The following is an 18596-nucleotide window of genomic DNA, read 5'->3' on the forward strand; positions in this document are numbered from 1 at the left end:
CAGCTCAGGGCTGGAACTTCCAGTTTAATCGGCGTCGGGAGACTGGTACGGCGGACGGCTGCTCAGGGCCAGGTCCAGGATCCGGCCCGAGGCGTACGGCTTGGTGATGTACGTGTGAAGGTTCTGCACCTGGTGGAGCACCTTGGCGGTGGCCGCCAGGCAGTCCCGGAGATCCCGCAGCTCGGCGGGGGTGGGGGGCACGTCGGATTTCAGGAGGCGGTCCAGCAGGATCTGGGCCGCGGCCAGGGGCTGGGCCAGCTCGTGGGCGGTGCCGCCGGCCACCTCCAGCAGGGCCCGGTTCCGCTCCCCGGCCAGGGCTGCTTCCCGCTGGCGGGAAAGGCGGACCATCATGCGCAGCTTCACCAGGAGCTCGGAGAACACGTAGGGCTTGGCCAGGTAGTCGATGCCCCCGGAATCGATGCCCTCCTTCACCCAGTCCTCGCCGATGCGCACCGCGCTGATGAAGATGAGGGGGGTCGCGGCGTTGAGCGGCGATTCGCGGATCTGCCGGCAGGCCTCGATGCCGTCCATGCCCGGCAGGCTCACGTCCATGAGGATGCCTTCGAAGACCAGCCGGGAGCACACCTCCAGGGCCTCGGCGCCGCTCTGCGCCAGGGTCAGGTTGAAGGGATGGCTGCGGAGCTCCCGCTCGTGGATCTTGAGGTTCCCGACCAGGTCGTCGACGATGAGGATGCGTCCGGGGTTGGCAGGCGTCGGAATGTAGGAATCGATCATGGGGCTCCCGGGTAGCAGCTTAACCCCGGGAGCCCCATGTTGTCAGGAGTTTGTGTCAGCGCACGAGGTTGAGCACTTCCTGGAGCAGGTTGTTGGCGGTGGTCACGACTCGGCTGTTCGCTTGATATCCGTTCTGGTTGATGATCATCCGGGTCAGTTCGGTGGCCACGTCCACGTTGGAGAGCTCGAGGTTGGACCCCAGCACGCCGCCCCGGCCGCCCTGGTTCGCCGCGCCCACCGCGGCCGAGCCGCTGGCCACCGTGGCGATGTAGTTGTTGCCGCCCTGCTTGGAGAGGCCGTTCTCGTTGAGGAACGTGCTGATGGCCACCTGGGCCATGGTGATCGTTTGTCCGTTCGTATAGTTGCCGATGATCATGCCGTCCTGGTCGACGGTGAGGCTCGCCACCGTGCCGGCGCCGAACCCGTCCTGGCTGCTGCCCGACGTGGTGGACGCGGCGGCGTAGCTGGTGAGGAACTTGGTGAGGCCGCCCGAACTGGTGGGGGTGCTCAGCAGCCAGTTGGTGGTGTTGGCCGCGGCGCCGTTGGTCCAGCCGCTGATGGTGAGCACCGGGTTGTCGGGGGCGGCGGCGGTGGGGGTGTGGGTCACGCCGCCCAGGGTGTAGCTGGTGAGCACGCCGCTGCTGTTGAACTGCACCGAGGTGGGCATGCCGGCCACGGTGCCGCCGTCGGTGGCGGTGGCGGCCACGTCCCACTGCCCGGTGGTGGCGGTGGGCGTGAAGGTGAAGGTCACGCTGTGGGTGGCGCCCAGGCTGTCGTACACCTGGACGGTGGACGTGAAGGGCGTGGAGCCCACGGCCGTCGTGGAATCCAGGTTGGCGATGATCTCCAGGTTGGCGGTGGGCACGCCCCCCGAGGTTCCGGCCATGTTCAGCAGGATGGGCGCGGGCAGGCCGCCCGGATTGACGATGCCGCCGTTGGCGTTCCAGCCCATGACCTTGTCGCCCTGGGAATCCACCAGGTAGCCGGACTTGTCGATGGTGAAGTTGCCGTTGCGGGTGTAGACCTGGCTGCCGTTCTTGTTCTGCAGGGTGAAGAAGCCGTTGCCCTGCATGGCCATGTCCGTGACGCTCCCCGTCTGCTGGAAGGAGCCCTGGGCGAAGTCCTGGGCCACCGAGCCCAGGGAGGCGCCCAGGCCCACCTGCATGGGGTTGCCGTTGCCCTGGGTGCCCTGGTTGGCGATGGCGGCGTTGAAGAGGTCCTGGAACTGGGAGCTGGACCCCTTGAACCCGGCCGTGTTCAGGTTGGCCAGGTTGTTGCCGATCACGCTGAGGGCGGAGGCATTGGTGGAGAGCCCGGAGAGGCTGGCGTAGAAGGAAGAATAAAGGCCCATGGTGCGCTCCTGGGGTTAGCTGGAAATCCGGGTGATGTTGGACAGGGAATACTGGTTGCCGCCGGCGGTGACCTTCACCTCGTTGTCCACGAAGGAGACCGCCGTCACCACGGCGCTGGTGGTCGTGAAGGCGGTGATGGGGGCGCCGTAGACGTTCCGTGCGGAAATGGAGACCGTGTAGTTGCCGTCGGGCAGCGGGTTGCCGGCGTCGTCCCTGCCGTTCCAGTTCAGGGTGCTGTCCCCCGCCCCCAGGGCCCCGGGGCCCAGGGTGCGCACGACGGCGCCGTTGGCGTTCTTGATGACGAGCGTGGCGTTGCCGTCGGTGGCCATGTTCACGCCGATGGCGGCCGTGCCGCCCGCGAGGTCCACCTTGTTGGACGTGATCTGGATGCGTTTGCCGATGAGGTCGGAGCTCTGGGCCTGGTACAGCGCCGCGTTCTGGGTCTGGATGCTGGCCAGCAGCGTGTTGGTGTTCTGCTGGGCCTCCAGCGAGGAGAACGTGGCCATCTGGGCCACCATCTGGTTGGGGTCCTGGGTGTTGGTGGGGTCCTGGTGCTGGAGCTGGGCGACCAGGAGCTTCAGGAACGCATCCTTGGAAAGGGTGTTGGAGGCCTTGGGGGTGGCGGCGGAATTGGCGGTGGTGGAACTGGTGGTGGAGACGGTCGGGGATTGCATGCTGGATTCCTCCGGGTCGCTACAGGCAGGAGTCGTGCCGTCAGGCGACAATCTCGATGCGGTGCGGGTTCAAGGGGGCGGGGCCTGCGGGAATGGGTGTTTCCTGCCCATTCTCCGGGGTGCCCCGGAAGGCGGCGGCGGCCTGGGACGGCGCGGTGGGCAAAGGCGTCTCACCGCCCTGCCGGCCCTGGTGGAGGTCGAAGCTGCCCAGGTTGAGGCCCTGCTCGCGCAGGGAGGCCTCCAGGGACCCGCGGTGCTCCTGGAGCACCGGCAGGGCGGAGGGGTCCGACGCCCACACGCGGGCGTGCACCTCGGTGCCCTCCACCCGGAGCCGGATCTGCACCGTGCCCAGGGATTCGGGGTGGAGCTGGAGTTCGGCGCCCTGCTCGTGGTTCTTCAGGAGCCAGCGGATGCTGCCGTCCACCTGCGACACGAGGCTGGCATGGGGCACGGCCGGCGGGGCCTCGAAGGCGGCCGTGGCCGCCGGCACCCGCACCGCGGCCATGGCGCCGGGGGCGAGGGCCGCCAGGGCCGCCTCGGGTCCGGGCGTCGCCGCGGTGTGGGGCACCGCCGGCGCCGGCTGGGCCAACTGGGCCTGGAGCGCCGGGGGGGCCGTGGGGTCCAGGGTACCCTGGGCCAGGATGGCGGGCGTTTCCACCGCCGGCTTGGGCTGGTGGAGGAGTTCCGTGAGGGCGGGCTTGGTGGCGGGCGCGTCGGCGGGGGCCGCGGTCTTCACCTGGAGCTTCACTCCGGGGACCGCCTGGTCCAGGGACGCCTTGGCCTGGGGCAGGGACAGGGCGGCCCCTGCGGTGCGCGCCGGAGCCGGCGCGTCGACGGGATCGGGGGCGTCCGCGCCGGGACGGTTGAAGGGGTCCAGGGTGACCGTGGGGGCCTGCGGCGGGACCGGGCGGGGGTCAACCCCCGCTTCCTCAGGGGATACGGGCTTGCGGCCGCGGATCGGGTCGCCCGCCACGGCGTCGGAAACCGCCGGGGCGGTGGGGGAAGCCGTGGATTCGGCGGGCGCAGCCGTCATCCCGGAGGCGTCCGGCGCGGGAACCCCCGCCACGGGACCTTCGGGCGTCTTCGGCGCTGCCGCAGGCGCGGCCGCCGGGGCCTCCGCGGGTACCTCCGGATCCAGGGTGGGGGCCACCGGCAGGGCCGGCGATGCCACAGGTACCACGGAGGAAGCCGCCGGGGTCACGGCCGGGGCCGCAACGGGACCCGCGGCCGAGGCGGCTTCCAGGGTATCCACGGTGAGGGGGGTGAACTCCGGCGGGGCGGGGGGGGCGGGATCCGGGGACACCACTGGGACGAACGCCGCCAGGAGGGCGGCCATGGCCGCCGAATCGGCCGGAGCGGCGGGCGCCTCAACGGGCTTCGTCACGGCATCCGTTGCCGGGCCGTCGGGAGTCGCCGGGGCGGAAGCCTCGGGGGCCGGTGCGGGCGTCCTGGACGCCGAGGGGGCGGCTGGGGGGTCGGCGGGGGGCGCGTCCGGCGTCTCTGCCGGCGAGGGGGCGTCCGCGGGCCGGGAAGGAGCGTCCGGGCGGGAGGCCCCCACCGGGTTCCGGCGCCGGGCGCCGGGCGCCGGGGCGGGTTCCGGCTCGGGTTCCGCTTTCACCGGCGCCGGGTCCGTGCGGGGGGCCACGTTCCGGGTGTCGGACACCAGGTCATTGATGATTCCCGAGAATCGGGTACCGGCACCCTGGGCGGGTTCCTTCCCCTGGACCCCCGGGGCGGGATCCCCGTGGCTCTGGACGGCTTGAAGCATCGGACCTCCACCCGGGAGACTGGATCGGGTGGTCTTCCAAGGCACAGGCCGTGCCGGAACCACCCGGCGGAATTCGCCGGGTGGTTCCCGGGGGTCACTCCTGGGGCTTGCGGGTGCGGGAGGCTTCCCCGCCCTTGCGGCCGATCTCTTCCATGTGGGCCCGGTCCTGGCTCACGGCCTCGCCGCCCTTGCGGCCGATCTGGGCCATGTGGCCGCGGTCCTGGCTCACGGTGGTGCCGCCCTTGCGCCCGATCTGCTCCATGTGGGCCCGGTCCTGGCTCACGGCCTCGCCGCCCTTGCGGCCGATCTGGGACATGTGGGTCCGGTCCTGGCTCACGGCCTCGCCGCCCTTGCGGCCGATCTCGGCCATGTGGGCCCGGTTCTGGCTCACGGACTGGCCACCCTTGCGGCCGATCTCGGCCATGTGGGCGCGGTTCTGGCTCACCGACTGCCCGCCCTTGCGGCCGATCTCGGCCATGTGGTCCCGGGCGGCAGGTGCGGCCTCCTGCGCGTTCATTTGGACATTTTCATCGTTGTTGGCTGCCATGGTGTCCTCCACTTCTCCATTGATCTGGGGCCGGGCGGGAAAAAGTTTCCTCGGCGGCTTCAATAAGATTTAAAAAAGGTTTATTAAAATGATTAATGGTGTGATTAATTGTTTTTACCTGTTCATAAACTCCTATCCAAAGGTTCTAAGAGGTACCTTATCACTCCTTGGGGCGCGTCAACCCCACTTTTTCAGACAGCAGCGCAGCCAGCTTGGCGTCCCGGGGGGCCAGCTGGTCCAGGATGTGCGCGGCCTTCTTGGCCTGCATGCCGCCCAGCAGGCTCACGCACACCTCCTGGTTCAGGCCGGCCAGCTCCTTGACCGCGGGCGCGGCGGCCACGGGGTCCATGTTCTCGTAGGTGCGGATGATCTGCAGGTCGATGGGGGGCCGGGTCTTCAGGGCCGTGAGCTTCTGGTTGGCTTCCTGGAGGGCCTTCTCGCGGTTCTGCAGGTCGGCCCGGTCCTTTTCCAGGGACCCCTGGAGGGTGGCCAGGCGCTCCTCCATCTGGCGCAGCTCGGCCTCCTTCTGGTTCACGGCCTTTTCCCGGGCCTGGACCTTTTCGGCCAGCTCGCCCATCTTCACGCCCTCGGTGGTCTGGGGGGCCTGGGCGGAAAGCCAGATGACCCCGGCGGAGAGCGCGAGGGGGGCGACGACCCATGCAAGGTTCTTGACGTTCATGGCTGCCTCACCGATTGGATGCACCGGAATGGGTAAAGTGGTACCGGAGAACGGCGATTTCATCCATTTCCCGGGTTTCCTCGCGCAGGACCTCCAGGGCGTGCTGTTCCTGGCGCCGTTCCTTGAGGCGCTGGAGGACCAGCTGGTCCTGGTGGGCCTTGACCAGGGCCTGGCGGGCCTCGGCCACCCGGGCCTCGGCCTCGCGCACGGCTTGCTGGGCCTGGGCGATGCGGCGTTCGATCACGAGCAGGAAGCGCTCCGTGGCCCGCCACCGGTCCAGGTCCACGGCTTCGTTCAGGCCGGTGCGGCGGCTTTCCACGGCCTGCCGCTGGGTCTCCCGGAGCTCGGCGACCCGGGCCGCGGCGCGGTCCCGGGCCAGGACGGCCAGGGCCAGGCGGCGCTTGGCCTCCTCCTCCAGGGCCACCCGCACCCGCAGGAGGGACGCCAGGCGGAACCGGAACCGGGCCGCCACGTCACACCGCCGGCTTCAGGAAGGGCGCCAGGTCGATGCCGAAGATCTGCCCCATGGCCAGCAGGGTGGTCCGGTGGTCGGATCCCTCCGCCACCGCCTGGCGCAGGAAGGCCTGGATGACGGGCTGGAACTGGATGGCCTGGTCGATGGTGGGACTGGCGCCCTTGGTGTAGGCGCCGATCTGGATGAGGTCCTCGGCGTCGGCGTAGGTGGCCATGAGGTCGCGCATCTTGGCGCAGAGCTGCTTCTGCTCGGGCACGGCCAGGGCCGAGAACAGACGCGAGATGCTGGGCAGCACGTCGATGGCGGGGAAGTGGTTCTTGGAGGCCAGCTTGCGGGAAAGGATCACGTGGCCGTCCAGGATGCCGCGCACGGCGTCCGCGATCGGCTCGTTCATGTCGTCGCCCTCCACCAGCACCGTGAAGATGCCGGTGATGGACCCCTGGCCCTCGAAGGTGCCGGCCCGCTCCATGAGCCGGGGCAGCAGGGCGAAGACCGAGGGCGTGTAGCCCCGGGAGGAGGGCGGCTCCCCCGCGGACAGCCCCACTTCCCGCTGGGCCATGGCGAAGCGGGTGACGCTGTCCATCATCATGAGGACGTCCTTGCCCTGGCGCATGAAGTACTCCGAGACCGCCATGCCCGCCAGGGCGCAGCGCAGGCGCAGGAGGGGGGTCTGGTCGCTGGTGGCCACCACCACCACGCTGCGGGCCAGGCCCTCGGGGCCCAGGTCGTTCTCGATGAACTCCTTCAGCTCGCGGCCCCGCTCCCCCACCAGGGCGATGACGTTCACCTGGGCCGAGGTGTTCCGGGCGATCATGCCCATGAGGGTGGACTTGCCCACGCCCGAGCCGGAGAAGATGCCGATGCGCTGGCCCTTGCCCAGGGTCAGGAGGCCGTCGATGGCGCGCACGCCCGTGGCCAGCACCTCCTTGATCATGCGGCGCTGCATGGGGTTGGGGGGGCGTCCGTGGATGGGCACCCGGTCCTCGGCGTCCAGGGGAGGCCCCCCGTCCAGGGGCCGGCCCAGGGGGTCGATGACCCGGCCCAGCAGGGCGCTGGACACGGGCAGTTCGGGCTGGTGCCCGCGGGCCTCCACCATGAGGCCGGGGCGGATGCCCTCGATGTTCTCCACGGGCATGAGGAGCACCTGCTGGTCCTGGAAACCCACCACCTCGGCGGTGACCTGGCGCCCGTCCTGCATGTGGATGATCATCTGCTCGCCCACGGACCCCTCGGGGCCCCGGGATTCCACCACCAGGCCCACGACCTTGCTCACGCGGCCCAGCACGTCGCCGGGGGGCAGCAGCTTGACCTCGCGGGCCAGGGCGCGGAAGTCCATCAGGCCTCCTGCTCCCGCGACCTCTGGAGCAGCTCCAGGAGGCGGGTCCGCCGGCGCTCCAGGGTGGCGTCCAGCACGCCCGCGACGCTCTCCACCCGCAGGCTGCCGCGGCTGAGGGCGTCGTCCTCCCGCACGGCCACGCCAGGGTGGCTCCGGGCGGAGGGCCCCAGCAGTTCCAGGTCGCGGGGGTTCATGAGCACGGTGAGCCCGGGGCGGCCCTGGAGGTCCGCGTCCCCCTCGGGGAAGGGGTGGGATTCCAGCACCCGGGTCAGGAGCGGCGCGAGGGTGGAGGCGCCGTCCTGCACTTCGCGGGCGGCGAGGTACTCCGCCATGGCCAGGGCCAGGCCCAGGAGCTCCTCCTGGGTGACCTTGGCGTTGAGGTCCAGGGAGGCCGAAAGGTCCTCCAGGGCCGCGTCCAGGCGCTGGATCTGGGCCTTGTACTGGCTTTCGCCGAAGGTGCGGCCCTCGGCCTCGCCGGCCTGGAACCCCTCCTCGTAGGCCTTGCGGGCCACGTCGTGGGCGTCCCGCTCGGCCTGCTGGAGCTTCTCGAAGATGATCTGGTCCACCGAGGCCAGGCGCCGGGCGTCCTCCTCCGGGGTGGTGAGCTCGGCGGAAAGGGGCTCGTCGTCCAGGGCCTCCCCGGGGTCCATGGCGCCGGAGAAGTCGGCGGCGAAGTAGGGGAACGCCTCGATGGTGTCCAGGTCCACGCGCCGGGCGGGAATGACCCGTTCAGCTGACATAGTCGTCCCCGCCGCCGCCGCCGATGCTGATGACGCCTTCCTCCTCCAGCTGGCGCACGATCTCCACGATCTCGTGCTGGGCCTTTTCCACGTCCTTGAGCTTGACCGGGCCCATGAACTCCATCTCCTCCTTCATGAGCTCCACGGCGCGGGAGGACATGTTGCGGAAGAACTGGTTGCGCAGCTCCTCGGAGGTGCCCTTGAGGGCGGTGGTGAGGGACTTCTTGTCCACGCGCTTGAGGATCTCGGCGATGCCCAGGTCGTCGATGAGCAGGATGTCGTCGAAGACGAACATGAGGTCGCGGATGCTGGCGGCCAGCTGCGGGTTCTCGTTCTCGATCTTCTCGAGCACCACGCGGCCCGTGGTGCGGTCCATGCGGTTGAACAGCTCGGCCACGGCCCGGACGCCGCCGTAGGCCTCGGTGGCGAAGGATCCCAGGGCCTCCAGCTTCTGCTCGAGGATGAGCGAGATGCGGCGCACCACCTCGGGGCTGATCTCCTGCAGGTTGGCCATGCGCATGGCCACGTCGGCCCGCAGGGTCTCGGGGAGGCTGGCGATGAGGTCCCCGGCCTGGGAGGCGTTGAGGTGGGCGAGGATCAGGGCGATGGTCTGGGGGTGCTCGTTCTGGATGAATTTCGACAGCTGCTGGGGGTTGGCCCTTTCGATGCTGGAAAAGCCCGCCGAGGACTCCAGGGCCTTGGTGAGGCGGTCGATGATCTTGCGGGCGGCCTCGGGGCCCACGGATTTGATGAGCAGCTTCTTGGCATATTCGATGCCGCCCTGGGCGATGTAGGTCTTGGCCAGGGTCATGGTGTGGAATTCCTCCAGCACCTCGTCGGCCGTTTCGGGCTGCACGTGCCGGGTGAGGGCGATCTCCTTGGAGATGTTCTGGATCTCGTCCTCTTCCAGGAACTTGAAAATGCTGGAGGCGGTCTCGTCGCCCAGGGCGACCATGAGGACCGCGGCTTTCTGCGCGCCGGAAAGCTTGGCCATGCTATCTCCCGTCCTCGATCATCCAGGATCTCACCAGGGAGGCCACGGTCTCCGCGTCGCTCATGGTGCTTTCCTGGATGCGCTTCTTGATCAGGGAGCGCCGCTGGGCTTCGGGCGCCGAGGAGGCCCCCTCGGCGTTCAGCTCGGCCTCGATCTCGGATTCCATCTCGGCCATGGACTTGAGGGGCGTGAACTTCCGGGGGGCCGCGCCGGGCTCGCCGGGGGCGGCCCCTTCGGCGCCCACGCGCACCCGGAGGGGGGCGGGGCGGTTGAGGGCGGAGGACAGGCGCTTGAGCATGGGCAGGATGATCAGGAAGAAGACAACCAACCCAAGGATGATCCACAGGACCTTGGGCGCCAGTTCCCAGCCGAGGTTGATCCACCTCTGCTGCCTGGCCTCCTGCTCCTCCTTGGGGTTGCTGGTGGGGGCGAAGGCCATGTTTTCCACTGTCAATTCATCACCGCGCTTCTGCTGGAAGCCGATGGCGGAGGCCACCTGGTCCCGGATCTTCTTCAGCTCGTCGGCAGTGCGGGGCGAGAGCTTCTCCACGGGGTTGCCCTTGGCGTCCTTGTCCCACTTGCTGGCGTCGTCCACGATGACCGCCAGGGACAGGCGCCGCACGTTCCCGGGGGCCTGCTCCACCGACTTGAGGGTCTTGGAGATCTCGTAGTGGGTGGTGGTCTCTTCCTTCTTGTGGCTGTCGGTGCCCGGCGTGCCGGGGGTGGGCTGGTTGATGGGGGGGACGTTGGAGGGGGTGCCGGGGACCCCGGCCACGCCGTCGCGCTTCTGGCCCTCCTCCTTGAGGACCTTCAGGTCCCGCTCCACCTGGCCGGCGGGGTCGAAGGTCTCGGAATTGACCTTCACCTTGTCGAAGTCCAGGTCCACGCGCGCGGTGGCCCGCACCTTGCCGATGCCCACCACCGGCTCCAGCAGCTCGGTGACCATCTTCACCAGGTGGTCCTCCTCCTCGCGCTGGGCCTTCTTCTGCACGTCCGAGGCCCCCACCGCGGGATCGCGCCCGGTGCGGCTGAGGATGCGGCTGTGCTGGTCGATCACGACCACCTGCTCGGGCTTGAGGCCCTCCACGCTGGCGGCCACCAGGTTCACGATGGCCTGGGTGTTCTCGTCGGGCAGGGCCCGACCGCCCTTGAGCTTGAGGAGCACGGAGGCCTTGGCCTCCTCCTTCTCGGTGGCGAAGGGGCTGTCGTTCTGGGGGGTGATGTGCACCGTGGCGCCCGCCACCTGCTGGAGGGCCATGATGGTCTTGGCCAGGTTGGCCTCCAGGGCCCTGCGGTACATGATCTTCTGGGTGAAGTCGGTGGTGGTGAGGCCGGGGTTCTCCAGCTTGTCGAAGCCGATGCCCTCGCCCTGGGGCAGGCCGTCCCCGGCGAACTTCAGGCGCAGGTCGCCGACCCGCTTCTCGGGCACGGACACGGTGCGCTGGTCGGAACTCAACTCATACTTGATGTTCTGCTTCTTCAGCTCCTCGACGATGCGGTTGGCGTCCAGGGGGGGCAGGTTGCTGAAGAGCACCCCCATGTTCTCCTGCCCGGCCCACAGGCCGAAGCCCACGAGGACCAGGAGCACCGTCAAGCACATGGCGGCGACCATCCCCTTCTGGGTGGCCGTCATGTTGTCCAGCGCTTCGGTGAACTGCTTGATGACGTTGCTCTCGTCGGCCATTGGATCCTTTCGATGGCCGGAAAGCTATGCGTCACATCTGCATTCGCATCACTTCGCGGTATGCGTCCACCAGCTTGGAACGGACGGCCATCATCATCTGGAAGCTGACATCGGCTTTCTGGACCGCCAGGATCGCCGTGTGCATGTCAGTGGAGTTTCCACTTATCAAGTTCCGTGCCTCTTGCTCGGCGCTGGCGTGGGACGCGTTCACTTCGGCCAGGGCCTGCTTCAGGATGTCGGCGAAGGGCGCGCCTTCCGGCCCGTCCTGGGCGCCGGCAGCAGGCTTCTGGGCGGCCTGGGCGAGGGCGTCGAGGGAAGGGAGCTGGCTGGGGATGATGGGGTTCATGGCGAACCTTGAGATGGAACTGATTCAGGATGGATTGTTCCTGGCCGGGGGGCCAGTCAGATTTCCGTCACCGGGCGAAAACCGCCCATCAGGTAACCCTGAGCAAATCCTGGGCCGAAAGCGTCATGGTGCGCACCGCCCGCACCACCGAGGCGTTGGCGTCGAAGCCCCGGCTGGCCTCCGTGAGGTTCACCATCTCCTCCACGGGGTTGACGTTGGGGTACTGCACGATGCCCGAGGCGTCGGCGTCGGGGTGGCCCGGATCGTACTTGGTGAGGAAGGGGTCCTGGGAGGCGCGGATCTCGGCGACCTTCACGCCGGTGATGGGCACGCCGTTGGGCCCCATGCCCAGGGTGTCCACCGTGAAGACTGCGTCCTTGCGGCGGAAGGGGCCGCCCTGGGGGGTCCGGGTGGTCTCGGAGTTGGCGATGTTGGAGGCCACCAGCTGGGCCCGGAGGCGCTGGGCGGCCAGCCCGGAGGCGGCGATGTTGTTGATGGCGTCGAAGGTGCTCATTATTTGGCCGCATCCCGGATGGCGCCCAGCACGAGCTTGAGCTCGCCCTGGGCCAGGTTGGAACTCAGGGTGTAGACGGTCTGCGCCTTGCTGAGGAGCATGTTCTCCCGGTCCAGGCGCACGTCGTTGCCGTCGTTGCGCTCGGAGGTGATGTCGTCCGGGTGGATGATGGCCGGGGGCGTGATTCCCGCGTCGAAGGCCGACGGCGCCCCGGGGGTGGGCGAGAACTGCCTATCCAGCTTTTCCATCTCCGTGCGGAAGGCCGCCTCGAAGTCGAAGTCCCGGGTGCGGTAGCCGGGCGTGTCGATGTTGGCCAGGTTGGACGCCACGAGGGAAATGCGCTGGGTGGCCAGGGACATGCCCTTGTCGGCGAGCGCGATCATGCGGTTGTTGGAAACCAGGTCGAACATGGGGGCACCCTGGGAAAGGTGTCCGGAAAGCCATCCGGACCCCCACCCTTTGCAGGGTTCGTGCCGCAACGCCCCCCGCGCGATAGTGGGTTGGGTTTGGCCACCCGCCTTGGTAGACTCCTGGAACACCGTGAGGAAAGCACATGAAAATCACCCAGCGCGACCACCAGGGCATCACCATCCTTTATCCCGAGGGCAAGATCACCCTTGGAGACGGCGACCAGGAACTGGGCGAGGCCGTTCGCACCGTCCTGGAGGCCGGCAGCCGCCGCATCGTTCTTAACCTGAGCAAGGTCAGCTACCTCGATTCCTCGGGCGTGGGCGAACTGGTGGGCTGCTACACCTCCATCAAGAACAAGGGCGGCGACCTGCGCATCTGCGCCATGAACTCCCGCATCTTCAACCTGATCACCATGACCAGCCTCCACTCCGTCTTCGACGTGAAGGAAACCGAGGAAGAGTCCCTCGCCGGCTTCTAACCCAAGCCGATGAAGCGCTTCGGCCCGCCCCTGCTCCTCCTGGCCATCCCTGCCCTGGGCCTGGGGCAGGCGCCGGCGGACCGGTTGGAGTTCGTGGGCGGGAGCCTGGACGACCAGGTGTTTGCCCGGGCGGCTGCCGGCTACCGCCCGGGCAAAGCCCTGTCCGAACCCGAGTTCCAGCGCGCCCTGGAGGCCATCCGGGCCACGGACCGCTTCCGCTCCGTGGAGGGCAGCCCGGGCGTGGTGCGCCTGGATCCCTGGCCCCGGGTCACCGCCATCCAGGTGCGGGGGGATGCCCCTTCCGCCCTGCGCAGGAATCTCTTTCCGGGCCTTCGGAAGGGCGAGCGGGTAGGCGCCCTGCGCCTGGAGACCCAGCGCCGCCATGCCCAGGAGCACCTGGTGGCCGCGGGCTACCTCGCCGCGCGCGTGGCGGCGTCCCGGGCCGAGGGGGATGCCCGCCTCGTCCTGGACGTGGCGGTGGGCAAGCCCAACCTCATCCGGAGCGTGGAAGTGGTGGGCAATGTCCGCCCATTCTCGGCGGAGGCCCTCATCCGGGAGACCAAGGTGGTGCCGGGCGTCACCCTCTGGAACCGGGAAGTGGAGCTGGAGTGCCTGCGCCGCCTGCGCAAGAAGCTGGTGGGAGCCAAGCGCTTCGAGAGCCGCGTGGACCTGGACTGGGACGCCGGGGGCACCCTGCGCCTCACCGTGGAGGTGGGTCCCAAGGTCATTCTCGCCTCCGACGGGGCCGGGCTGGGCTGGACCACGTCCCTGAAGGACCTGGTGCCCCTGGCCCGGGCGGACCGCTACACCCCCGAGCTCCTGGACGAAGGGGAGCGGCGCATCGTGCGCCTGTTCCGGTCCCGGGGCCACCTGGACCCCCAGGTGAGCTACACCCGCAAGGTGACGAAAACCGGCCCCACGGGCCCCGAGGAGGTGGTCGTGACCTACCACCTCGCGCCGGGCCCGGTGTCGAAGCTGGGCACCTTCACCTTCGAGGGCAACCAGGCCGTGGGGGAGAAGGACCTGCGCAAGGCCGCGGACGTGGGCGGCTTCCTGGGCGCCAAGGCCCGGCCCGAGCTCCTGGATGCCGCGGAGAACCACATCCTGGCCCTGTACGAAAGCCGCGGCTTCACCGATGCCAAGGTCCGGCGCTCCGTCGTGCTTCGCAACGGCAAGGCCGACCTGGTGTTCCGCATCCGCGAGGGGCGCCAGCGGCTCGTTTCCTGGATCCGCCTGGACCTGCCCCCCGAGGGCTTCGGCGACCCCTGGGGCCTGGGCTCCGGCCTTGTCCTGCTCTTCGCCGAGAACCCGGTCCTCGTGGCCGAACGGAACGGCGCGCGGATCTTCCGCAGCGACCGCCGGGAGATGGAGGGCTGCGAAGCCTCCCTGGCCATGCAGCCCGTGGAGGGAAGGCTGCAGGTCACGCTCACCTTCTCCAGACCCATTCCGCTCCTCAAGGCCGACCTCTTCCGGGCCTACACCGCGGTGCGCCAGCAGCACCTGGTGGCCCTGGGCGTGCTGCGCCCCACCGTGCGCTCCCAGGTGGTGGTGGAGGACGGCGGCGTCTGCGGCATCCTCTTCGAGGTGCCCGACCAGCCCCTGGAGAAGGTGGACCGGGTCGTGGTGCGGGGCGCGGGGCGGACCCGCGCCAAGGCCGTGCTCCGGGAGATCAACCTGAACCCGGGCGATCCCCTGGACCAGGACAAGCTGGGCCGGGCCCAGGGGCGCCTGGGCGGCCTCGGGGCCTTCCAGCGGGTGGAGGTGTCCAGCCTCGCCGAGGGCGCCGAGGTGGGCCCGCCCTCCCCGTGGAGCGCCGGCGACCTGCTGTTCCGCGCCGAGGAGCGCTCGCCCTGGGTGATCACCAATTCCTTCGGCTACGACCGCACCCAGGGCTACTACCTGGGCACGGGCGTGCAGCGCCTGAACGTCGGCGGCATGGGCCGCACCCTGGACTTCAACGCCCGCGCCGGCGACGGCTTCCTCGACAACCGCACCCTGCGCGAGACGTTCCCCACGGGCCAGTACACCCGGTCCCTGAACTCCATCTCCCTGGGCTACACCGACCCCTGGTTCGAACCCGGCGTGGTGGGCGAGGCGCTGCCCCAGCGCACCGCCTTCCGCATGGAGGGGGCCTACATCCAGGAGCAGCGCTACATCTACCAGGTGCGCCGGCGCCGGCTCCTGTCCTCCCTGCGGTGGGCGCTGCCCTCCCGGGTGAGCGTGGAGGCCGGGTACCGGTTCGAGCGGGTGGAGGTCGCCGCCAGCATCAACAACGTCTCCAGCGACGATCTCACCAAGATCGCCAAGTACCCCAAGCGGGCCATCATCTCCTCCCCCTACCTGCAGGTGGTGCGCGACACCCGGGACAACGCCTTCGACCCCACCAGCGGAACTTACTCCCTGGCCCGTTTCGAGGCCGCCAGCCAGTTCTTCCTCACCAGCAAGAACAGCAGCTTCCTCAAGCTGGACTTGCGCAACCAGTGGACCTGGCCCGTGGGCTACAAGGCCTCGGCCGGCGTGGTGGCCTTCGGCGTCCGCATCGGCCTGGCCGTGCCCACGGCCAAGACCGCCGAGGACCTGCCGCTGTCCGAGCGCTTCTTCGCGGGCGGCTCAGGCACCATGCGCGGCGTGGAGCCCGACTTCCTGGGCCCCCTGGACCGCATCCCCCTGTTCAACTCCGACAGCAGCGACAAGATGACCACCGGCCCCGACGGCCTCCCGGTGCGCGCCACGGAGCAGATCCCCCTGGGCGGCCAGGCCCTCTTCATCGCGAACCTGGAGTACCGCTTCCCCTTGCTGGCCCCGACGCTGTGGGGCGAAGTCTTCGTGGACACCGGCCAGGTGTACCAGAAGCCCGGCCGCGCCTGGTCCGAGGATGCCCAGGGCAACCGCACCAGCCTGCCCCTGCGCACCGCGCTGGGCCTGGGCATCATCGTGAAGCTGGGCATCCCCCTGAAGCTGGAGTACGCCGCCGACGTGAACCGGATCCTTGGCCGGCCCCGGTCCGAGGCGGACCGGAGCACGCAGCTGAGGAACGTGACGATTTCCGCGGGCTTCCAGTTCTGAAGCTTTTCCATTGCATATCCGGAATTGGTGGGATACTCACGCTCCGGCAAGAGTGCGAAGTCCATCAATGTCTCTTCTTCTGAAGGAGGACGTATGCTGGCAGGACTCAGAATCGGGAAACGCCTTGCCCTCGGCTTCGGCACCGTCCTTGGCCTCATGCTCCTCGCCGTGGCGGTGGCGCACTACCAGTCGCGAAGGGCCGAGGCCACCCTCAGGGACATCGTCGAGATCGAGCAGAAGTCCATGGAACAGGCGGTGACCATGGACCGGCAGATGCTCCTCACCGGCAGGTTCATCCGGGCCTATGCCCTTGAGGCGTCCGAGGCGGCGCGGTCCACGCAGAAGGACAAACTGGCAAAATCCAAGGCTGTCTATGACGAAGCTGAAAAGAAACTCCTCGGATTGTGCGGAACGGAGGATACCGAAACGGCTGCCCTCCTGAAGAGCGTGGAATCCGCCAGGGTGAAGGCCGAGGCCATCCATGCCAGCTTCGTGAACCTCGTGGACCAGGGCCGGAAGGACGAAGCGGTCCGACTGATATTCGGTGAAGGCCGCAAGGTCATCTCGGCCTGGGAGGAGGGGCTGGGGAAGGTTGTGGCCCTCCAGGAAACGCAGGCGAACCAGAAGAGCCTCGCCGCGATCCGGAGTTCCGAGCGCGCCGGCTGGACGCTGTTGGCCCTCGGGGCCGGGGCCCTGGCGGCCGGAATCGGGCTTTCCCTGGCCATCTCCCGGAGTGTCGCTGGGCCTGCGGAAGCCATGTGCAAGGCCATCGAGGACGGCATCGCCCGGGGGGACCTCCGGGTGGCGCTCCCGGTCCTTTGCGACGACGAACTCGGCCGGGTGGGGAAGGCGTTCAACGACTTCCTTCAGAAACTGAGGCGTATCTGGAAGGATCTGGCGGATGCGTCTGCCCAGACCGCCAGCGGTTCCATGGAGCTGTCCTCCGGCGCGGAGGAGATGTCCGCCACCACGGACCAGATCGCCAGGAGCACCGAGTTGCAGCGTCAGGACGCCGAGCACCTGGCTGCCGCGGTAACCGAATTCTCAGCCTCCATCCAGCAGGTTGCCGGAAACGCCAAGGAGGCCAGGGAACAGGCCGAGGCTGCCGTCCAGGCCACCGCCCAGGGCCATCAGGCGGGAGCCAATACCACGGAATCCATGGAGGCCATCCGGAGCACCACGGCGCAAATCGTGCGGGCCATCCAGGTGATCCAGGAAATTGCCAGGCAGACGAACCTCCTGAGCCTGAACGCCGCTATCGAAGCGGCCAAGGCCGGGGCCCACGGGAAAGGATTCGCCGTGGTTGCGGAGGAGGTTCGGAAACTGGCGGAACGATCCGGCCATGCGGCCAAAGAGATCGCGGAATTGGTCAAGGGCTCGAACGAGGCCGTGGACAGCGGAAAGGAAACGGTCAACGCCACGGTCGCCGCGCTGGAGACCATTCGTTCGAACGTGACCGGCCTGTCTTCCCTTGTACTCGAAATCGGCAGCGCCTCCGAGGAGCAGGCCCGCACCAGCGACGAGGTGGCCAGGGCTGTGGACCGAAGCGCCAACCAAGCGACTCAGAACGCGACAGCCACCACCCAACTGGCCAGCACCGTGAGCGAGGTCGCCCATACGGCCAACGACCTCGCCCGGGTTGCCGAGAAACTCGCGGAGTCGGTGTCCCAGTTCAGGTCCTAACGGAAGTCGATCAGCTCCACGTCGAAGATCAGGTCCGCGCCCGGGGGGATCACGCCGCCGGCGCCGCGGGAGCCGTAGCCCAGGGCCGCAGGGATGTGCAGGGTGCGCTTGCCCCCCTTCTTCATGGTGATCACGCCCTCGTCCCAGCCCTTGATGACCTGGCCGACGCCCACGGTGAAGGAGAACGGCTGGCCGCGGTCCACGGAGCTGTCGAACTTCCGCCCCGGCTTGCCGCCGTCGGAAAGCCAGCCGGTGTAGTGCATGACGCAGGTCTGGCCCTTCTTGGGGGATTCGCCCGCGCCTTCGTGGGTGTCGACGTAGCCGAGGCCGGATTCGGTGGTGATCATGGCGGGTCCTTTTTTCGTGACGGGCGCCGGGGTCTTCTTCTTGGCGCGGGTGGGGGTTTTCGTGGCTGCCGGGGTGGCCAGCAGGGCGAGGGGGAGGCATAAAAGAAAAGCGCGGTTCAAGTGGCCTCCAAAGGGAAGAGTGTAGCGTCCCCGGCGCCGGGTGGAACCCCCGGGCGCCTGGAGTCCTGGATCGCCCGGTTCAGTGGTACGCCTTGTCGTGGTCCGGCTCCACCAGGAGCAGCACGAGCCGGTCCCCCTCCACGGTGGCGATGGCCCGGGCCGCGCGGGTGACCCGCAAGGTGTACTGCGGCTTTCCATCCCGGGTCAGCAGCCCCTTGATCTTTTCAAGGTGGACGCCCTCATGGTTCAAAAGCTCCTGCAAGCTCAGCAGCGCCGCAAGTTCCACCATTTTCCGGATCCCCTTCTGGACCTGGGCGGACTGGCGGAGTGCGGACACCAGGAAGGAGGGGCGGATTTCCAATTTCATTTGCTGAGTTTCCGGAGGAAATCCTGCCCCTCCTCGCTGTCCAGCGTGAAGCCGGGCTCACGAAGTGCGCCTTCGACCGCCTCCTGGATTTCCGGCCGCCAGGCCCAGAGCTGATGGCTCGGGATCAAGGTCATGGGCACCAGGCGGAACGTCCCGTCCCCCAAGGCTTCGATCGTGAAGGTCTCGTTGGGCGGGATGACGGCCGGCATCGTCGTGCGCCGGCGGGCGTCCGTCTGGAACACGTTTTCGGGGGTGGGCATGGGCGTGCCTCCGAGTCCAA

General features: G+C 68.6%; 20 protein-coding genes. 3 read left to right on the forward strand and 17 right to left on the reverse strand.

Annotation, left to right across the window (positions count from 1 at the left end; all coding sequences use genetic code 11):
* Positions 1-24: 24 nt before the first annotated feature.
* From ACZ5LB_RS01115 to flgB, 14 genes are all read right to left on the reverse strand, one after another.
* On the reverse strand, positions 25-735 hold the full coding sequence (locus tag ACZ5LB_RS01115; RefSeq protein WP_464604321.1) for a response regulator: 711 nt from the start codon (positions 733-735) through the stop codon (positions 25-27).
* Positions 736-790: 55 nt separating this feature from the next.
* Positions 791-2086, reverse strand: coding sequence for a flagellar hook protein FlgE (locus ACZ5LB_RS01120; protein ID WP_464604322.1), 1296 nt, complete (start codon positions 2084-2086; stop codon positions 791-793).
* Positions 2087-2101: 15 nt separating this feature from the next.
* Positions 2102-2761 (reverse strand): flagellar hook assembly protein FlgD, encoded by a 660-nt coding sequence (locus ACZ5LB_RS01125; protein ID WP_464604323.1) that lies wholly within the window; start codon positions 2759-2761, stop codon positions 2102-2104.
* A gap of 40 nt (positions 2762-2801) precedes the next feature.
* The gene (locus tag ACZ5LB_RS01130) at positions 2802-4529 is read right to left on the reverse strand and encodes a flagellar hook-length control protein FliK (protein WP_464604324.1); all 1728 of its coding nucleotides are present in this window, start codon (positions 4527-4529) and stop codon (positions 2802-2804) included.
* Between the two features lie 94 nt (positions 4530-4623).
* Positions 4624-5076 (reverse strand): con-10 family general stress protein, encoded by a 453-nt coding sequence (locus tag ACZ5LB_RS01135; protein ID WP_464604325.1) that lies wholly within the window; start codon positions 5074-5076, stop codon positions 4624-4626.
* 160 nt (positions 5077-5236) lie between these two features.
* Positions 5237-5755, reverse strand: a complete 519-nt coding sequence (locus tag ACZ5LB_RS01140) for a MotE family protein (protein ID WP_464604326.1) — start codon at positions 5753-5755, stop codon at positions 5237-5239.
* A 7-nt stretch (positions 5756-5762) separates the two neighbouring features.
* Positions 5763-6227 (reverse strand): flagellar export protein FliJ, encoded by a 465-nt coding sequence (fliJ, locus tag ACZ5LB_RS01145; RefSeq protein ID WP_464604327.1) that lies wholly within the window; start codon positions 6225-6227, stop codon positions 5763-5765.
* 1 nt (position 6228) lies between these two features.
* Positions 6229-7566 (reverse strand): FliI/YscN family ATPase, encoded by a 1338-nt coding sequence (locus ACZ5LB_RS01150; protein ID WP_464604328.1) that lies wholly within the window; start codon positions 7564-7566, stop codon positions 6229-6231.
* Positions 7566-8306: a FliH/SctL family protein gene (locus tag ACZ5LB_RS01155; RefSeq protein WP_464604329.1), complete on the reverse strand. Its 741-nt coding sequence runs from the start codon at positions 8304-8306 to the stop codon at positions 7566-7568. Before ACZ5LB_RS01155 ends, ACZ5LB_RS01150 begins: the two co-directional genes overlap by 1 nt.
* Positions 8296-9300, reverse strand: coding sequence for a flagellar motor switch protein FliG (gene fliG / locus ACZ5LB_RS01160; protein WP_464604330.1), 1005 nt, complete (start codon positions 9298-9300; stop codon positions 8296-8298). The genes ACZ5LB_RS01155 and fliG overlap by 11 nt, the downstream gene beginning before the upstream one ends.
* Position 9301: 1 nt before the next feature.
* The gene (fliF, locus tag ACZ5LB_RS01165; protein WP_464604331.1) at positions 9302-10984 is read right to left on the reverse strand and encodes a flagellar basal-body MS-ring/collar protein FliF; all 1683 of its coding nucleotides are present in this window, start codon (positions 10982-10984) and stop codon (positions 9302-9304) included.
* Positions 10985-11015: 31 nt separating this feature from the next.
* Positions 11016-11330 (reverse strand): flagellar hook-basal body complex protein FliE, encoded by a 315-nt coding sequence (fliE, locus tag ACZ5LB_RS01170; RefSeq protein ID WP_464604332.1) that lies wholly within the window; start codon positions 11328-11330, stop codon positions 11016-11018.
* Between the two features lie 88 nt (positions 11331-11418).
* The gene (flgC, locus tag ACZ5LB_RS01175) at positions 11419-11844 is read right to left on the reverse strand and encodes a flagellar basal body rod protein FlgC (RefSeq protein ID WP_464604333.1); all 426 of its coding nucleotides are present in this window, start codon (positions 11842-11844) and stop codon (positions 11419-11421) included.
* A complete protein-coding gene (gene flgB, locus ACZ5LB_RS01180; RefSeq protein ID WP_464604334.1) occupies positions 11844-12254 on the reverse strand; it encodes a flagellar basal body rod protein FlgB in 411 nt (136 codons plus the stop codon). The genes flgC and flgB overlap by 1 nt, the downstream gene beginning before the upstream one ends.
* A gap of 143 nt (positions 12255-12397) precedes the next feature.
* On the opposite strand from flgB, the gene ACZ5LB_RS01185 reads away from it, so the two are divergent.
* From ACZ5LB_RS01185 to ACZ5LB_RS01195, 3 genes are read left to right on the forward strand one after another with little or no spacing between them, the layout of a single operon-like run.
* Positions 12398-12733, forward strand: a complete 336-nt coding sequence (locus ACZ5LB_RS01185; protein ID WP_464604335.1) for an STAS domain-containing protein — start codon at positions 12398-12400, stop codon at positions 12731-12733.
* 9 nt (positions 12734-12742) lie between these two features.
* Positions 12743-15799: a BamA/TamA family outer membrane protein gene (locus ACZ5LB_RS01190; protein WP_464604336.1), complete on the forward strand. Its 3057-nt coding sequence runs from the start codon at positions 12743-12745 to the stop codon at positions 15797-15799.
* Between the two features lie 27 nt (positions 15800-15826).
* A complete protein-coding gene (locus ACZ5LB_RS01195) occupies positions 15827-17482 on the forward strand; it encodes a methyl-accepting chemotaxis protein (RefSeq protein ID WP_464604337.1) in 1656 nt (551 codons plus the stop codon).
* On the opposite strand, the gene ACZ5LB_RS01200 is transcribed toward ACZ5LB_RS01195, so the two are convergent.
* The 3 genes from ACZ5LB_RS01200 to ACZ5LB_RS01210 form a co-directional block, all read right to left on the reverse strand.
* The gene (locus ACZ5LB_RS01200) at positions 17479-17949 is read right to left on the reverse strand and encodes an FKBP-type peptidyl-prolyl cis-trans isomerase (RefSeq protein WP_464604338.1); all 471 of its coding nucleotides are present in this window, start codon (positions 17947-17949) and stop codon (positions 17479-17481) included. The genes ACZ5LB_RS01195 and ACZ5LB_RS01200 overlap by 4 nt on opposite strands.
* 79 nt (positions 17950-18028) lie before the next feature.
* Complete coding sequence (locus tag ACZ5LB_RS01205; protein ID WP_464604339.1) at positions 18029-18316, reverse strand: hypothetical protein; 288 nt, start codon at positions 18314-18316, stop codon at positions 18029-18031.
* Positions 18313-18576 (reverse strand): AbrB/MazE/SpoVT family DNA-binding domain-containing protein, encoded by a 264-nt coding sequence (locus tag ACZ5LB_RS01210; protein WP_464604340.1) that lies wholly within the window; start codon positions 18574-18576, stop codon positions 18313-18315. Before ACZ5LB_RS01210 ends, ACZ5LB_RS01205 begins: the two co-directional genes overlap by 4 nt.
* Positions 18577-18596 lie beyond the last annotated feature (20 nt).

This window comes from Mesoterricola sp. MK458 (genome assembly GCF_055384935.1).

Bases quoted from the DNA above. Each gene is read 5' to 3' on its own strand.
- ACZ5LB_RS01115 (WP_464604321.1), bottom strand. From the start codon at position 735: ATGATCGATTCCTACATTCCGACGCCTGCCAACCCCGGACGCATCCTC.
- ACZ5LB_RS01120 (WP_464604322.1), bottom strand. From the start codon at position 2,086: ATGGGCCTTTATTCTTCCTTCTACGCCAGCCTCTCCGGGCTCTCCACC.
- ACZ5LB_RS01125 (WP_464604323.1), bottom strand. From the start codon at position 2,761: ATGCAATCCCCGACCGTCTCCACCACCAGTTCCACCACCGCCAATTCC.
- ACZ5LB_RS01130 (WP_464604324.1), bottom strand. From the start codon at position 4,529: ATGCTTCAAGCCGTCCAGAGCCACGGGGATCCCGCCCCGGGGGTCCAG.
- ACZ5LB_RS01135 (WP_464604325.1), bottom strand. From the start codon at position 5,076: ATGGCAGCCAACAACGATGAAAATGTCCAAATGAACGCGCAGGAGGCC.
- ACZ5LB_RS01140 (WP_464604326.1), bottom strand. From the start codon at position 5,755: ATGAACGTCAAGAACCTTGCATGGGTCGTCGCCCCCCTCGCGCTCTCC.
- ACZ5LB_RS01150 (WP_464604328.1), bottom strand. From the start codon at position 7,566: ATGGACTTCCGCGCCCTGGCCCGCGAGGTCAAGCTGCTGCCCCCCGGC.
- ACZ5LB_RS01155 (WP_464604329.1), bottom strand. From the start codon at position 8,306: ATGTCAGCTGAACGGGTCATTCCCGCCCGGCGCGTGGACCTGGACACC.
- fliG (WP_464604330.1), bottom strand. From the start codon at position 9,300: ATGGCCAAGCTTTCCGGCGCGCAGAAAGCCGCGGTCCTCATGGTCGCC.
- fliF (WP_464604331.1), bottom strand. From the start codon at position 10,984: ATGGCCGACGAGAGCAACGTCATCAAGCAGTTCACCGAAGCGCTGGAC.
- fliE (WP_464604332.1), bottom strand. From the start codon at position 11,330: ATGAACCCCATCATCCCCAGCCAGCTCCCTTCCCTCGACGCCCTCGCC.
- flgC (WP_464604333.1), bottom strand. From the start codon at position 11,844: ATGAGCACCTTCGACGCCATCAACAACATCGCCGCCTCCGGGCTGGCC.
- flgB (WP_464604334.1), bottom strand. From the start codon at position 12,254: ATGTTCGACCTGGTTTCCAACAACCGCATGATCGCGCTCGCCGACAAG.
- ACZ5LB_RS01185 (WP_464604335.1), top strand. From the start codon at position 12,398: ATGAAAATCACCCAGCGCGACCACCAGGGCATCACCATCCTTTATCCC.
- ACZ5LB_RS01190 (WP_464604336.1), top strand. From the start codon at position 12,743: ATGAAGCGCTTCGGCCCGCCCCTGCTCCTCCTGGCCATCCCTGCCCTG.
- ACZ5LB_RS01205 (WP_464604339.1), bottom strand. From the start codon at position 18,316: ATGAAATTGGAAATCCGCCCCTCCTTCCTGGTGTCCGCACTCCGCCAG.
- ACZ5LB_RS01210 (WP_464604340.1), bottom strand. From the start codon at position 18,576: ATGCCCACCCCCGAAAACGTGTTCCAGACGGACGCCCGCCGGCGCACG.